The following is a 14,343-nucleotide window of genomic DNA, read 5'->3' as shown; positions in this document are numbered from 1 at the left end:
AAGTATCTCTTAAAGGGAAACTTGTCTTGCCGCTAACCGCAAATTCGGTTCGCTGCTTAAGAAAGCAATGTAATCATGACTCCGGCGGCAACAGCGGTCCCGATGACGCCGGCGACGTTGGGCCCCATGGCATGCATCAATAAGAAGTTCCCCGGGTCTTCTTTTTGAGAGACACGCTGGACGACCCTGGCGGCCATGGGAACGGCCGAAACACCAGCTGCACCGATCATGGGGTTGATCTTGCCGCCAGATATCACCTTCATTACTTGACCAAAAAGCACCCCTCCGGCCGTGCTGAAAGCAAAGGCAATTAGTCCCAAAAGTACTATTTTTATCGTTGCTGGCGTTAAAAACACCGCTGCATCCATCGTGGCTCCCACGCATATGCCCAAAAAGATGGTAGTGGCGTTAAGGATCTCGTTCTGAGCAGCCAATGAAAGCCTATCGGTGGCGCCGCATTCTCTGAGCAAATTGCCAAACATTAACATACCAATAATAGGAACGGAGGCGGGTAGAATTAGTCCAGCCAACAGAGTTGATATGACCGGGAACAAGACGCGCTCTCTTTTGGATACGGCCCTCAGCTGTTCCATTCGAATTCGCCTATCCTGCTTAGTGGTCAGCAGACGGATGATGGGCGGTTGTATAATTGGGACCAAGGACATGTAGCTGTAAGCCGCAACGGCAGTAGCACCCAGCAAGTGCGGTGCCAGCTTAGCGGCGACGTATATCGTAGTTGGGCCATCCGCTCCACCAATGATAGCTATGGGACTGGCTTCTTTGACCGTGAAACCCAATGCCACAGCACCTAAAAGCGCGACGAAGACGCCTAACTGGGACGCAGCGCCAAGTAAAAACGTTACCGGGTTTGCCAAGAGAGGGCCAAAATCGGTAAGAGCGCCTATCCCCATAAATATTATTATCGGAAATATCTCGTGCTCGATCCCAAAGGAGATGTACTTCAAAAATCCTCCTTCATCCATTATCCCAGACAGGGGCAAGTTGACCAATAGGCACCCAATCGATATAGGAACCAACAATAAGGGCTCGAAGCCCTTGCCTATGGCAAGGTACAAAAGGATTGCCGAAATAACTATCATCACGACGTTTCCCCACGTCAACCCAACAAAACCGGATTGTTCGAGAACGCCGGACAGAGCTCTGAGGTATACTTGCATTTTACAGACCCTCCTTAAGGGCTAAGCAATTATTACCATGGGATCGCCGGTATTTACATTGTCACCTTCTTTAACCTTTACATCCCTCACTACGCCATCGGAAGGAGCTAAAATTTCGTTTTCCATTTTCATGGCTTCCAAAATTAACATATTCTGTCCTTTTTTAATCTGCATGCCAGGCTGAACCAACACTTTAAGGATTTTACCAGGCATAGGTGCCGATATTGTAGCACCCCCACTGGGAGGCGCAGGTGCTGTAGGTACCGTTGGTGTAGGTTTGGGAGCAGGCGGGCTAACTTGGACGCTTGGAGCCGGAGCTGCTGGCACAGGAGCTGGCGCTGGCGGTTGGGCAACGGTTTGGACTGACGGAGCCTGTGGCGCCATGGGTGAAGCTTGAGCATAATTTGATGTCGCGGCCCCAAGTTCCTCGACTGCAACTTCGTACTCTCTACCGTTTATGACTATTCTGTACCTTTTATACATCCTAACAATTCCTCCTAAAACTTTAATGTTATTTTTATTCCAATCCTTCCAGGCTCTCAAAGATTGATGCCCTCCGCCACAAGCTCGCACGCGGAGGCACGATTCTTCTAATTGATTTGATCTCAAAGGATCCTGACCCATAGGCCGCGATGGCTGCAGTGATAGCGACAATCTCCTCTTCACTTATGCCTTCTTCGATATGCAGCGGAGCAACGCCTTGCCCTTCCGGAGGCGAAGGTATCGTGGTTTCCTCAACCAATGCCTCGCCGCCGCCTGGGGTTGTTTTCTCGAACTTCTTACTGGAAGTGCGCCCTATAAACTTCATGGCCATGATGACAAGGGTCAAGCCTCCCAATACGATAAAAACCATGCTAAAGGCTATGATGGACAACTGCAGCCCCCCGTATAAACCTTGCTCAAAGACTGAATTCATTGACTTCACCACCTTAGCTAGGTATTATGCCGTGTTTTCGTTTCGGGCGAAGTTCTCTTTTTGTCTCGGTCAACAATAAGGCTTGATATATCTCCTTGCGTGTTTCTTCAGGGAATATCACGCGATCAACGAATCCCCTCGCCGCTGCGACGTAAGGATTCGCGAAGGCATCCTGATATTCCTCTATTTTCTGGCGCCTCAAGGCTTCCTTGTCCTCGGCTTGTTCTATCTCCCTTTTAAACACTATGTTAGCCGCACCCTCGGCGCCCATTACCGCGATCTCCGCCTGAGGCCAGGCTAAAACTACGTCAGCACCAAGGTCCTTACTGCACATGCCGAGATAAGATCCGCCGTAGGCCTTTCTTAAAATCACCGTTATCTTGGGAACTGTGGCCTCGGAATAGGCATATAACATCTTAGCTCCGTGGCGTATTATGCCACCAAGCTCCTGAGCCCTCCCGGGAAGGTAACCAGGAACGTCCACGAAGTTCACCACCGGTACGTTATAAGCATCGCATATCCTTATGAAGCGGCTGGCTTTATCAGAGGCATCAATATCCAAGCACCCGGCCAAAAAGCGCGCCTGATTGGCGATGATACCAATAACCCTGCCACCCAGCCTGGCAAAGCCCGTTACGATGTTTTTCGCCCAGTAGGGCTGAACCTCAAAAAAGTCAGCATTATCGACAACGCACTTTATGACGTCTATCACGTCGTAACCCTTGTTGGGATTGGTTGGGACCAGTTCCCTAAGGTTCATATCCAACCGTTCGGGATCATCGCCCGTGTCGATGAAGGGAGGCTCTTCCATGTTGTTGCTCGGCAAAAAGCTTAACAACTTCCTCACTTGAAGAAAACATTCTTCTTCATCTGATGCAAAGAAATGAGCCACGCCTGATACTTGGTTGTGAGCCATGGCTCCTCCTATTTCTTCGCTCGTGACGTCTTCTCCCGTAACGGCCTTTATGACGGCCGGTCCAGTGATGTGCATTATCCCTATTTTATCCACCATGAAGACAAAATCCATCAACGCCGGGCTATATACAGCACCTCCGGCACTGGGACCAGCTATGATGGATATTTGCGGCACTATACCGCTTGCCTTTACGTTTCTAAAAAATATATTCCCGTAACCGGATAGGGAATCAACGCCTTCCTGAATGCGCGCGCCGCCTGAGTCGTTTATTCCAATTACAGGCGCACCGTTGAGCAGGGCCATATCCTGTACTTTGCATATTTTCTTCGCATGCATCTCGCCCAGGGATCCGCCCATGACCGTAAAATCTTGGCTAAACACGTAAACCAAACGGCCCTCTACCGTTCCATAACCGGTAACCACGCCATCGCCGGGAAGCTTGCGATCCTCCATCCCAAAAAGCGTGCAACGATGCTCTACATGCTCATCGAGTTCAACGAAGGATCCTGGGTCAAGCAGTTTATCTATCCTTTCTCTAGCGGTTAATTTGCCACGTTTGTGCTGCTTTTCTATAGCGTCTTTTCCTACGGGATAGCGCGCTCTTTCTTTTCTCGCCATTAGTTCCTCGCAAAGCTGATCTATCGTCTTTTCGGCCATTATCATGTCCTCCTTACGCAATCCATCTTACCGCTCTGATATTTCAAGCAAAACGCCGCCGGCAGCTTTTGGGTGAATGAAGGCAATCTTTGCGCCCCCCGCGCCACAACGTGGTTCTTCGTCGATAAGTCGGATGCCTTTGCCCTTTAACTCCTCCAAGGCTGCTTCAATATTTTCAACCCTAAGCGCTAAATGATGAATGCCTTCGCCTCGTTTCTCTATGAATTTTGATACGGGGCTTTCGGGAGAAGTTGGTTCTAAAAGTTCAATCTCGGTGTCCCCCAGGGGCAAGAAAGCTGTAACGACCTTTTGCTCCTCAACTTCTTCTCTGCCTGTGCATTTGATGCCTAAAACTTCTTCCCAGAGCTTCAAGGCTTCATCTATAGACTTCACTGCTATGCCAATATGATCCACATCTGTTACTTTCATTTCGTACAATTCACCCTCCTTCCTCTTCGCTCTTTGTTAAAGGCCTAAATTAAACGCGTTCTTTCGTTCTCCTTTCGTGGACTGCGTTTTTGAGCCACTCTACGATTTCAGACGTAGACGTGCCGGGTCCGAAAACCGCTTTAACCCCCATCGCCTTAAGCGATGGGACATCGTCCTCAGGTATGACGCCACCGCCGAAGACGATAATATCTTCTGCTCCCTTGCTTTTGAGCAACTCAATGACCTCTCTGAAATAATGTTCATGAGCTCCAGATAAAATGCTTAATCCAACCGCATCAACGTCTTCTTGTATAGCAGTCGCAACGATCTGCTCTGGAGTTTGTCTTAGGCCCGTATAGATGACTTCCATGCCGGCATCTCTAAGAGCCCTTGCCACCACTTTGGCTCCCCTATCGTGACCATCGAGCCCTGGTTTTGCTACTATTACACGTATTTTTCTCTCATCCATCGTTCTTGCCTCCATACTTAGAGGATTATGTTTTCCTTATATTCGCCAAACTCTTCCCGCAGGACACCGCAGACCTCTCCCAAGGTAGCGTAGGCCTTTATTGCATCTAAAATCCTGGGCATGAGGTTAATGGATTCATCCCTGGCCGCTTCCCTTATTTCTTCAAGCGTTTCTTTGACCTTTACATTGTCCCTGCGCTCCTTTAAAGCCTTTAGCCTTGCGATTTGCTTTTCTCCCACGGAGGGATCTACCTTCAAGATTTCCCGTGAGGTCCCTTTTTCTTCAATTTGGAATTTGTTTACGCCAACGACTATTTGTTCCTCGCTTTCAATCGCCTTTTGATAAGCATAGGCTGAATCCTGTATCTGCTGCTGCACGTAACCCCTTTCAATGGCTACAAGCATGCCACCCATCTCGTCTATTTTATCTAGATATTCTTGAGCCCTTCTTTCTATCTCGCTAGTGAGCCACTCGAGATAGTAGCTTCCAGCCAGAGGATCTATTGTGCTCGTAACGCCCGATTCGTAAGCTATTATCTGCTGCGTCCTTAGCGCTATGCGAACGCTGTCTTCTGTCGGAAGTGCCAAGGCCTCGTCAAAGCTGTTAGTGTGAAGCGACTGTGTCCCGCCCAACACCGCGGCTAAAGCCTGCATGGTTACACGTACAATGTTATTTTCCGGCTGCTGAGCAGTGAGTGTACAGCCTGCCGTTTGGGTATGGAAACGAAGTTTTTGAGCACTTGGATTAGTCACGCCAAATCTTTCCTTCATGATCCTGGCCCAGAGCCTCCTGGCAGCCCTGAACTTGGCTATCTCCTCCAAGAAGTCGTTGTGGGAGTTGAAGAAAAATGACAACCTGCGACCAAAAACGTCGGGATCTAAGCCCTTTTTAACGGCGGCTTCCACATAAGCGATCCCGTCGGCCAGGGTGAAAGCGACCTCCTGGACGGCCGTGGAGCCTGCCTCCCTGATGTGATATCCGGAAATGGAAATTGTATTCCATTTAGGCACATGCTTGCTGCAAAACTCAAAGATGTCCGTGATAAGCCGCATAGAAGGCTTTGGCGGGAAGATATATGTCCCTCTTGCGATATACTCCTTTAAAATATCATTTTGGATCGTGCCGGATAACTTATCCATGGGGATGTTTTGCTTTTCTCCCACGGCTATGTACATGGCGAGCAAGATGGAAGCAGGTGCGTTTATGGTCATGGAGGTTGAAACTCTATCTAAAGGGATCCCATCAAACAAAATTTCCATATCCTCCAAGCTGTCTATGGCCACACCGACTTTGCCGACTTCCCCTCGGGCCATGGGATGGTCCGAATCGTATCCAATCTGCGTAGGTAAATCGAAAGCCACTGAAAGACCTGTTTGGCCCTGTTCCAGTAAATATTTATATCTTTCATTAGATTCATCGGCAGAGGCATATCCCGCGTACTGACGCATAGTCCAAAGACGACCGCGGTACATTGTAGGCTGAACGCCACGTGTGTAGGGATATTCTCCTGGAAAACCCAAATCCTTGACATAGTCTAAATCTTTGACGTTTTCCGGCGTATAAACCCTCTCTACGGGAACCCCTCCGCTAGTGGTAAACGTGCTTTTGCGTTCAGGATACCTCTGCGTGGCCTTCTTTACGCCCTCTTCATATTTAAGGCGAGCCTTAGATATCCTTTCCAGTTCCTCTTCTTTGAACATTAAGTCCACCCTCCCTAGAGATTTCGCCTTTCACATAATTTGCACATTTGTACTTATTATTTCGTACTTTTTTGCCCTTTGCAACTTTTGCAGAATATTAAGACAATTCAAACATACACCCGCTATTATACCGGTGCAGATGCCAAAGACGATGCTACCACAGTAAGGCCTACAAGTCCACAGGCCAGCCGTCATCGCGGGTTCACTCCAAAACAGTTTGGATTAGCACGTTAATGCCTCGCCAACTATCTTCCAAGGGCGTAAACTCTAGTTCGCAGCGACTATGCCCGCCCTTACTCGGAAAAAAATCATTGTGGTGGGGATTATTTCCGCAACATACTGCTCCTCATGCCCAGCACCATAATACATTTTATTCTAAACAGAAAATGTGTCCAAGCTATTTCCTACGTCTCATATGACGTGGACAAAACTCCCCGGTTGTACTGGTCACAATAAAGCGAAGTTTATTTTGGGTTTTATCGCTTTCTATGGACAAGAACGTTTTATAATGAATTTATAATAAGAAGGCGGCTCTTTTATTATAGTTTATATAGTTTATTATAGTTGAGCTATATGGCATTGCCTTTGTTAAAACGGCCACTTGGCTCAACGAGCTTGAAGCTATGGCAAAGTATATAGGACATGACATAAACTAGACTGACACACAGGGAGGACCTTGGAGGAGTTTAGAGTTGCACTGCAGTAAGTTGCAATATATCCGAGTTGCTAAGACAACCGTGTAAATTTAAATACACCATAGTGGAGGGATGAATATGTCTATGGTTGAATGCTACCTCTGCGGTAAGGGGTTTGTTACAACAGGACCAAAAGTATGTCCAACTTGCATGAAACGTCTGGACAAGCTTTATTTTGAAGCCAGAGATTACATTAGAGACAACCCACGACTTCGGTTAAACGTAAGAGAGCTGGCTGATGCGCTTAGTGCCGATCCTCGAGATGTTCAAACATTAGTAGATTTGGGACGACTAGAGCTCGAGGGAGAATGCAGCGAAGAGCATGAATCGATTTCTGAAAAAGAAAAATTACTCAGGGAGTTCGAAAAACACCTAAAAGAAAGCAGGAGCAAGAGATCCTCTCGCGTCAAATACGCCGCAGAAAAGTACGGCAAAGAAACGAAAGAGGACTAGTAAGGCTTCAATCGAAAAGGACGAGGCCGTCATTCCCTCGTCCTTCCGCACCACCAGCTTCGCCACTCCGGACTTTGGCCTTAACGACGAACGCTAAGCTTTACCGTCATTGACATTCTTTCAATTTTTGAGCCATGTTTTTGCCTAGCTGGACGGCTTTATCGTAATCCTCATCCTTGGGTGAAGACTGTATCACTATTTCCGGTGAAAGCAGCTCCCACTTTCCTGCGCTTTGGGCAAATTCTTTCAATTTCTTCAGAATGCCGGGGCTCCAGGTATAATTTCCCATTATGCCCAAGAGACGATTTTTCATTTTCTTATTTTCTAGATGGGTCATTAAATCTTGCATTGGGGGGAAAGGCATCGTGTTGTAGGTACAGGATGCGAGCACTAAGCCCCTGTAACGCCAAATATCACGGATCACAAAGGATACATGATCCCTAGCTATGTCGTGCACGATAACGTGTCCGATCCCTTCTTTCGCCAAAGCGCGCGCCGTTGCATGGGCAAGCTTTGCCGTATTTCCATACATAGATCCGTAAACTACCACTGCACCACATTCAGTTTCATGGCGACTCCACTTATCATAAAGCCCGATTATGTGCTCCGGCTTGCTTCTGTGTATGGGGCCATGAGAAGGGGCTACAACCTTTACTTCCACACCGCTTAATTTGGAAATGGCAGCTTGCACTTGATCGGAGTAACGACCAACTATGTTGGAAAAATATCTTAGTATCTCTCCTTCGTAATAGGACATGTCAACTTCATCGTCAAAAATTCCGCCTTCAAGACATCCAAAGCCCCCGAAGGCATCGCAAGAAAACAAAGTTTTAGTCACTTTATCGTAAGTCATCATGGTCTCCGGCCAATGCACCATTGGGGTCAAAAAGAACTTAAGAACGTGCCCTCCTACGTCAATCTCTTCCCCGTCTTTTACTTGAATAATGCCATCCGTGACAGAATAAAAGTTCTCTAGCATCTTCACCGTTTGAGCATTGCAAAGGATCTTCAAATTCGGGTATAAAGCCTTAAGGATCCTTATTGAGCCGGAATGATCGGGCTCCATGTGATTTACGATAAGATAATCTATAGCCCTGTCTTCTCCGAGCAGGCGCTTAACCTTAGTTACTAAGTCGGCTAGAAAGAAGGCCTTAACAGTATCTACGAGGACAACCTTTTCGCCTATGACGAGATAAGAATTATAGGCAACTCCCCTTGGAAGGGGCCACACCGCCTCAAAGAGGTCTGTTTCTTTATCATTAACTCCCACCCAATAAATGCCTTTTGCCACTTCTACGGCATTATTCATTTAAAACCCTCCTCTATTTTAGCTACAGCATGCTCACGCCATCTTGCTCTCGAGTTCGGGCAAATATGCAAAAAGCTCCTTTAACAACTTATCCTTGCTCTTATATAGGATGCCCTTAATGCCATATTCTTCTGCTAAAGTTATATTCCTACGCCTATCGTCAACTAATATTATATCCTTGGGATCTACTCCAAGTATATTTAAAATTTCTTTAAATATCGTACCGTCATGCTTGCATTTTCCAAAACGATAGCTGTTGAACACATGATCGAACATATCATAGAAAGGCGTTTCTTCGTTTATTTCTTCTATCCAGTTAGTCTGATCCGTTAGCAGTACTACCTTGATATCCGAACTGCGTAACGTGCGGATCAAATCAAGGGTCCAAGGCCTTATGACAAACCTCCTTAAAACCTCCTCCCTTAGCTCTTCATCGGAATAATGGTCCAAGCTAAACCGCTTTTTAAAAGCGCTCCAAAATTCTTTCTCAGCCGTTTTGCCGCAAATGTATCCCGAGTCGTACAAGATATCAGTGGCAGCTTCCACCACAACTTTCGGATCCAAGCCGCACTTTTTGGCTATTTCTTCCATGCCTTTGACGAATCCCTCTTCGGCAATAACACCTCCAAAATCGAACATTATAACAGAATATTCTTTATTGTTTTGCAAAATTCAACACCTCTTGGTTTTTTTATGATATAAGTTATAATATAGACGATGTTGTCGCATGCATAAGTAAATTTACTAAAACTGATGCGATAGCAGAAATATTAACCCTGATAAGGGCTAGAAAATACACGAAATACAATGGGCACGAGGCCCATTCGTATTTATATAATTACACACATAATAGGAGGGGTCAACAATGGCCGTAGAGAGGCGCACCTCTGATGATGTCCTTCTCTCCACAGCTCTTGAGAACTTTTACAATGCAGCTGAAGAGATGGGATTGAAGGATGACCTGATTGAAATACTCAGCCGTTCGGAAAGAAGGATTTGCGTATCCATACCCGTTGAGATGGACGATGGTACTGTTAAGGTTTTTGACGGATATCGCGTAGTTCACTCAAGCGCTCTAGGTCCAGGTAAGGGAGGCATTCGCTTCCATCCACAGGTAACGCTCGACGAAACTGAGGCTTTGGCGTTTATGATGACCTGGAAATGTTCCTTGGCAGGCATACCCTATGGCGGAGGCAAGGGTGGCGTGTGCTGCGAGCCGCTCGAGCTGTCACTAAAGGAGAAGGAAAGAATTACCCGAACCTTCGCTGCAAGGATCGAGCCCTTTGTAGGCGCTTGGACTGATGTCCCTGCGCCCGACATCAATACCGGGGCCCGAGAGATGGTGTGGTTCATGGACACCATCAGCAAGATCAGAGGCCAACTTGAACCGGCTATCTTTACTGGAAAGCCGGTTTCTTTGTGGGGTTCCAAGGGCAGGACTGCAGCCACGGGGCTTGGTGTTGCCACTTGTGCATTGGAGTTTTTGCGAGTTATTGGGAGAGATCCTAAGGAAACCACGGCCGCCGTTCAGGGTTTTGGCACCGTAGGAAGCTATACGGCCAAATTCCTGCATGAAGCAGGGGTCAAGATAGTGGCCATATGTGACATCACAGGAACTTACTATTGCAAAGACGGCATCGACGTCGAAAAGGCTATGGCCCATGCACATAGCCACCCCAAAAGGTTGCTTGAAGGATACTCACAAGCCGGTCTTGAAAAAAGCAAACCCAACGACATCCTCTACCTGGATGTAGATGTACTGCTCCCGTGCGCCATGGAAGGCGTGCTCAATAAGGCAAACGCCGACAAGGTGAGGGCAAAATACATCGTCGAGGGAGCAAACGGTCCCTTAACGCCCGAGGCAGACGAAATTTTGAAATCCAAGGGCATCCCAATTGTGCCTGACTTCCTTGCCAACAGCGGTGGCGTAATAGGGTCTTACTTCGAGTGGTGCCAGAACTTGGCCGGTTTCTTCTGGACCGAAGAGGAATACAACGCAAGGCTAGTTCCGATCATGAAATCGAATTTCCAAAGAGTGTGGGAATACTCAAAGGAACATAACGTTGAAATGCGTCGGGCTGCCTTCATGGTCGCTATAAAGCGCGTTGCTGACGCTGTTGAGATGAGAGGGGTATTTCTATAAAATAGCTGATCGATTTTAGCCTACATTCCCTGTACTATGTTTTAAACTCCACCCTCATTCGCCATATCCTAAAGGGGGTGGAGTTTAATTAAGGGACCGATACTCAAACTAGGGGGGCAAAAACTCAAATTTTATTTATTAATATATTAAACTGCAACTTGCTTTCGGCAAAATGTGGAGGGATATTTATGGTCAAAAGACTTTCAGAAATTTTGTGGGAAGAAAATCAGGATATCGCTCAGTCCTGTTTAAACCATCCCTTCGTTCAGGGAATAGCTTCCGGAGCATTGGAGAGAGAAAAGTTTAATTGGTATGTGGGGCAAGACTATTTCTACCTTCATGCTTTCGCCAAAGCCTTCTGTCTTGCTACGGTTAAAACGCCGGATGCCGAGGGAATGAGGGCATTTCATAAACTTGCCGGCGGAGCTTTAGGCGAAATGAAACTCCACAAAGGGTTCGAAGAGACCTTAGCAGCCGAGGTTGAAAAGGTCATCCCAAGCAAGGCTACGCGCATGTACACTGACTTTTTGCTCGCCACAGCATGGGGCAGCGACGCAGGTTTAATAGCAGCGGCTACAACGCCCTGTAATCGCTTATATGCGTGGCTTGGCCAGAACCTTAAAGGTCACTTAGATGATGAAAACAATCCTTATATTGACTGGATATTGATGTACTCCAGCGATTCTTTTGAAGAGCTTGCTAAAGAAACCGAGCGTTTGGTCGATCTTTATGCCCTCGACGATGAAAATACTAGAGCTGTATATCGCTACGCCATGATCTGTGAATACGAATTTTTCGACGCCGCATGGGAATATAGCCCGCCTGAAGCAGAATTATAAAAAATGTAACGCACAAGCTACCTCTGGAGCGGGCTGGGACAAAATTATGACTGAGCGAAAGGGGAGCAAAGAGGCAGGATCACATTCAGCCACTTTTTGAGCAGGCAAACTTTCTATCGCACGATGTATTCCGCTTCGGTTCTTATCTTTCCTTCGCGAAACCATTTTCTAGCGAGGTAAACGCACCATGTATCGCCCAAAGCGACAATCCACTTTATCACGTAGGTGCTTAAAAAAAGCGATAGCAATACATTAGTGGGATACATCCCGTAAAAAGCCACACCCACAAAAATTCCCGTATCGATCGCCTGAGAGACCATAGTACTTACGTTATTCCTGAGCCAAAGGTGCTTGTCATGGGTCTTATCCTTCAACAAATGGAACATCCATACGTCGTGATACTGAGAAGAGGCGTAAGCGCAAAATGAAGCTCCCGCAACTCTAGGAGTTAAGCCAAATATCTTCGATAAAGCTTCGTGAGCCATATCGTGAGGATTTGGGATGAAGAGAATGGCAAACTTCATGACTACCACCATCATAAGAAGCATGAAAAATCCAATATGAACCGCCAGGTTCGCGTCCTTTTTTCCATGATTTTCGCTCAAGATATCCGTCGCCAGAAAGGACGTTCCATATAATATGTTGCCCAATGTAGCTGTCATTCCGAACAAAGAAATAAGCTTCATGACTTGAATGTTGGCCAAGATCACGCACATAACTGTCCATGCGTATAATCCCTGTTTCCCAAATAATCTATAGCACGCCAATATCGAGATCAAACAAAATATAAGCATCGAAAACCAGATAATCTCATTCATCTAATTCACCTTTCCTTAGGGACGATAAAAAAGACCCCAATAGCTCAAACAAACTTACAGTTGGATCCCACAATGACGATCTGTATACCAAAGATGCGGGGTGAGGGAGCGGAAAAATGATGTAATTACCAGCATATAAGGCTTCCCCGAACATCTCCGGTATCATGGAATTCTTCTCGGGCCTCGGAATGCCAAATAAGCTCAGCAATCCCTTTGTGGCCCATTTGCCGAGGGGCACAATAATTTTGGGCCCTATCAGTTTCAGTTCTTCTTCAAGATAGGGAAGACAGGCGTTTACCTGTCGCCATTTTGGCCTTCCATAACGAGGCAAGGGACATTTTAACAAATTGGTTCTCCAGCAGTCATAAAAATTTACCTCTGCTCTTCCCAGGAAGTAGCGCAAAAAAGATCCTGTAACGCCCCAAAAGGGCCTGCCGTTTTTTTGCTCGCTATCGAAGGGGGCCTGTCCCACCAAAAAGATTTCGGCATCCAAGGGTCCCTCACCTGGGATGGCTCTCTCTCGTTTCAAAGCCAAATCACATTTCTCACATTTACTGACCTGCAATGCCAAACGCTCAAGATGCTCACGTAACAAAACCGACTTAACTCTCCTTTACACTGAACAAATATTTGCCCTCACACGCGAACTCCTGCTTTATCCCAAAGCCTGTCAAAGCGGAAATATATCAACATATCTATAAACTTCGCCATCTTTAAAGGGTCGCTCGGGAAATAAAACAGATGAGATTCACAGTTACAGTCACTAGAACCAAAGCCGGGTATGGCATAACTTGCCACGGAGGACAATCTGCTTGCCGTTAAGCATTCTATATCGTCCCGCGTTCTTATGGGTAGGTTGAGTACATTTTTTGCAACTTCACGCAGATAATCTACGTGCCAATGTAGATTTTTTCGCTTTCTTGCATGTCGATTAATTCGAGCGGTCAAGTTATTTGCGGCTGAGCCCACATAAACATAATATCCCGGATGCATCTTCAGGGTTCCCAATGCTCCTACCTCCACATCCTTAAATTCATCAATTTCAAATATGGATAGGTAGACTCCCCTATCTGCGACCTCTTCCTCTAAAAACTCCCAAGGAACAGAAATCTTGGCTGGCAAGTCGCGTATGGACATATTATCGCTCCAATCCACGCCAACGGGAATCACGTCAATCGCATTGCGATGCCTGATCAAAGATATTGCAAATGCCAAATCCGTATGGTAATCCGGCACAAAAATCTCGGGTGTTTGGGAATTCACCAAAAATAAAAGGGCAGCACGGTAGCCTTTCTCCCTCAGAGAAGCAAGTTCTTCTACGTGTTTTCTGCCCCTGGCCGTCACGGCATCGGGGAAAGCCGCCACGTGACGGCCAAAAAGAGTGCAGGATTTGACTTCAAGAAAGATCTTCTCGCCATCCTTCATCAATAGAAAATCTATGCGGCTTTTGTCCACGGTAATTTCTCGCTTTAAGATTTTTGCACCTGCCAGTTCAGCAATTAAGTCATTGCGCAACATCCAATCGACCACGTCATTGACCATGTGGGTATGAAGCATAACCCAATTGCCTAAACGTTTCGCCGCTACTACCTTATAGGGTAATTCACCTCTTGAAGGGGCGAGCAACAAATGAGCTCCCGGTAAAAGTATCTCCCACAACCTGCCAGGGTTAGGCAGATACGAAAAGGTCGCACTTCCTTCGATCTCCACCTGAACTACGAAGCGATTAACTCTATTTAAAAAACGCCCCAACAAGAGCGGGCCTTTGCAAAGCTCAAACTCAAAGAAACTATCAAAAAAGCTCATGATTTTCACTCCTTA

15 protein-coding genes are annotated in these 14,343 nt (G+C 46.7%); 3 read left to right on the top strand and 12 right to left on the bottom strand.

Annotated elements, in window-relative coordinates:
• Positions 1–56: 56 nt before the first annotated feature.
• From AC5SXE_RS02675 to AC5SXE_RS02645, 7 genes are read right to left on the bottom strand one after another with little or no spacing between them, the layout of a single operon-like run.
• Complete coding sequence (locus AC5SXE_RS02675) at positions 57–1,178, bottom strand: sodium ion-translocating decarboxylase subunit beta (protein ID WP_310848270.1); 1,122 nt, start codon at positions 1,176–1,178, stop codon at positions 57–59.
• Between the two features lie 21 nt (positions 1,179–1,199).
• A complete protein-coding gene (locus AC5SXE_RS02670) occupies positions 1,200–1,661 on the bottom strand; it encodes a biotin/lipoyl-containing protein (RefSeq protein WP_310848272.1) in 462 nt (153 codons plus the stop codon).
• A 34-nt stretch (positions 1,662–1,695) separates the two neighbouring features.
• Positions 1,696–2,094 carry an OadG family protein gene (locus tag AC5SXE_RS02665; RefSeq protein ID WP_493916501.1) on the bottom strand — a complete coding sequence of 133 codons (399 nt, stop codon included), beginning with the start codon at positions 2,092–2,094 and terminating at the stop codon, positions 1,696–1,698.
• Between the two features lie 13 nt (positions 2,095–2,107).
• Positions 2,108–3,667, bottom strand: a complete 1,560-nt coding sequence (locus AC5SXE_RS02660) for an acyl-CoA carboxylase subunit beta (RefSeq protein WP_493916500.1) — start codon at positions 3,665–3,667, stop codon at positions 2,108–2,110.
• 27 nt (positions 3,668–3,694) lie between these two features.
• Positions 3,695–4,096, bottom strand: a complete 402-nt coding sequence (gene mce, locus AC5SXE_RS02655) for a methylmalonyl-CoA epimerase (RefSeq protein ID WP_493916499.1) — start codon at positions 4,094–4,096, stop codon at positions 3,695–3,697.
• A 49-nt stretch (positions 4,097–4,145) separates the two neighbouring features.
• Positions 4,146–4,565, bottom strand: a complete 420-nt coding sequence (gene icmB, locus AC5SXE_RS02650) for a coenzyme B12-dependent isobutyryl CoA mutase small subunit (protein WP_493916498.1) — start codon at positions 4,563–4,565, stop codon at positions 4,146–4,148.
• Positions 4,566–4,582: 17 nt separating this feature from the next.
• Positions 4,583–6,265, bottom strand: a complete 1,683-nt coding sequence (locus AC5SXE_RS02645; protein WP_310848282.1) for an acyl-CoA mutase large subunit family protein — start codon at positions 6,263–6,265, stop codon at positions 4,583–4,585.
• A gap of 773 nt (positions 6,266–7,038) precedes the next feature.
• Between AC5SXE_RS02645 and AC5SXE_RS02640 the strand changes: the two genes are divergently transcribed.
• On the top strand, positions 7,039–7,413 hold the full coding sequence (locus tag AC5SXE_RS02640; RefSeq protein WP_493916497.1) for a hypothetical protein: 375 nt from the start codon (positions 7,039–7,041) through the stop codon (positions 7,411–7,413).
• Positions 7,414–7,519: 106 nt separating this feature from the next.
• Here the strand turns inward: AC5SXE_RS02640 and AC5SXE_RS02635 are convergent, their stop codons facing one another.
• Both AC5SXE_RS02635 and AC5SXE_RS02630 read right to left on the bottom strand, forming a co-directional pair.
• Positions 7,520–8,722: an FprA family A-type flavoprotein gene (locus AC5SXE_RS02635; protein WP_310848286.1), complete on the bottom strand. Its 1,203-nt coding sequence runs from the start codon at positions 8,720–8,722 to the stop codon at positions 7,520–7,522.
• A gap of 33 nt (positions 8,723–8,755) precedes the next feature.
• The gene (locus tag AC5SXE_RS02630) at positions 8,756–9,391 is read right to left on the bottom strand and encodes an HAD family hydrolase (RefSeq protein ID WP_310848288.1); all 636 of its coding nucleotides are present in this window, start codon (positions 9,389–9,391) and stop codon (positions 8,756–8,758) included.
• Positions 9,392–9,587: 196 nt separating this feature from the next.
• Between AC5SXE_RS02630 and AC5SXE_RS02625 the strand changes: the two genes are divergently transcribed.
• Entirely contained in the window at positions 9,588–10,865 is a 1,278-nt protein-coding gene (locus tag AC5SXE_RS02625) for a Glu/Leu/Phe/Val family dehydrogenase (protein ID WP_310848290.1), read from the top strand.
• Positions 10,866–11,053: 188 nt separating this feature from the next.
• Positions 11,054–11,704, top strand: a complete 651-nt coding sequence (locus AC5SXE_RS02620; protein ID WP_310848292.1) for a TenA family protein — start codon at positions 11,054–11,056, stop codon at positions 11,702–11,704.
• A 113-nt stretch (positions 11,705–11,817) separates the two neighbouring features.
• Here AC5SXE_RS02620 and AC5SXE_RS02615 read toward each other — a convergent pair whose 3' ends face one another.
• Genes AC5SXE_RS02615 through sfsA form a run of 3 tightly spaced genes read right to left on the bottom strand, consistent with a single transcriptional unit; the run spans position 11,818 to position 14,328 of the window.
• Positions 11,818–12,522, bottom strand: coding sequence for a queuosine precursor transporter (locus AC5SXE_RS02615; RefSeq protein ID WP_310848294.1), 705 nt, complete (start codon positions 12,520–12,522; stop codon positions 11,818–11,820).
• The gene (locus AC5SXE_RS02610; RefSeq protein WP_310848295.1) at positions 12,515–13,117 is read right to left on the bottom strand and encodes a uracil-DNA glycosylase; all 603 of its coding nucleotides are present in this window, start codon (positions 13,115–13,117) and stop codon (positions 12,515–12,517) included. The genes AC5SXE_RS02615 and AC5SXE_RS02610 overlap by 8 nt, the downstream gene beginning before the upstream one ends.
• Positions 13,118–13,158: 41 nt before the next feature.
• Entirely contained in the window at positions 13,159–14,328 is a 1,170-nt protein-coding gene (sfsA, locus tag AC5SXE_RS02605) for a DNA/RNA nuclease SfsA (protein WP_493916496.1), read from the bottom strand.
• Positions 14,329–14,343: the final 15 nt, after the last annotated feature.

The organism is Acetomicrobium sp. (genome assembly GCF_059026225.1).
This window is presented reverse-complemented; position numbering and strand designations above follow the sequence as displayed.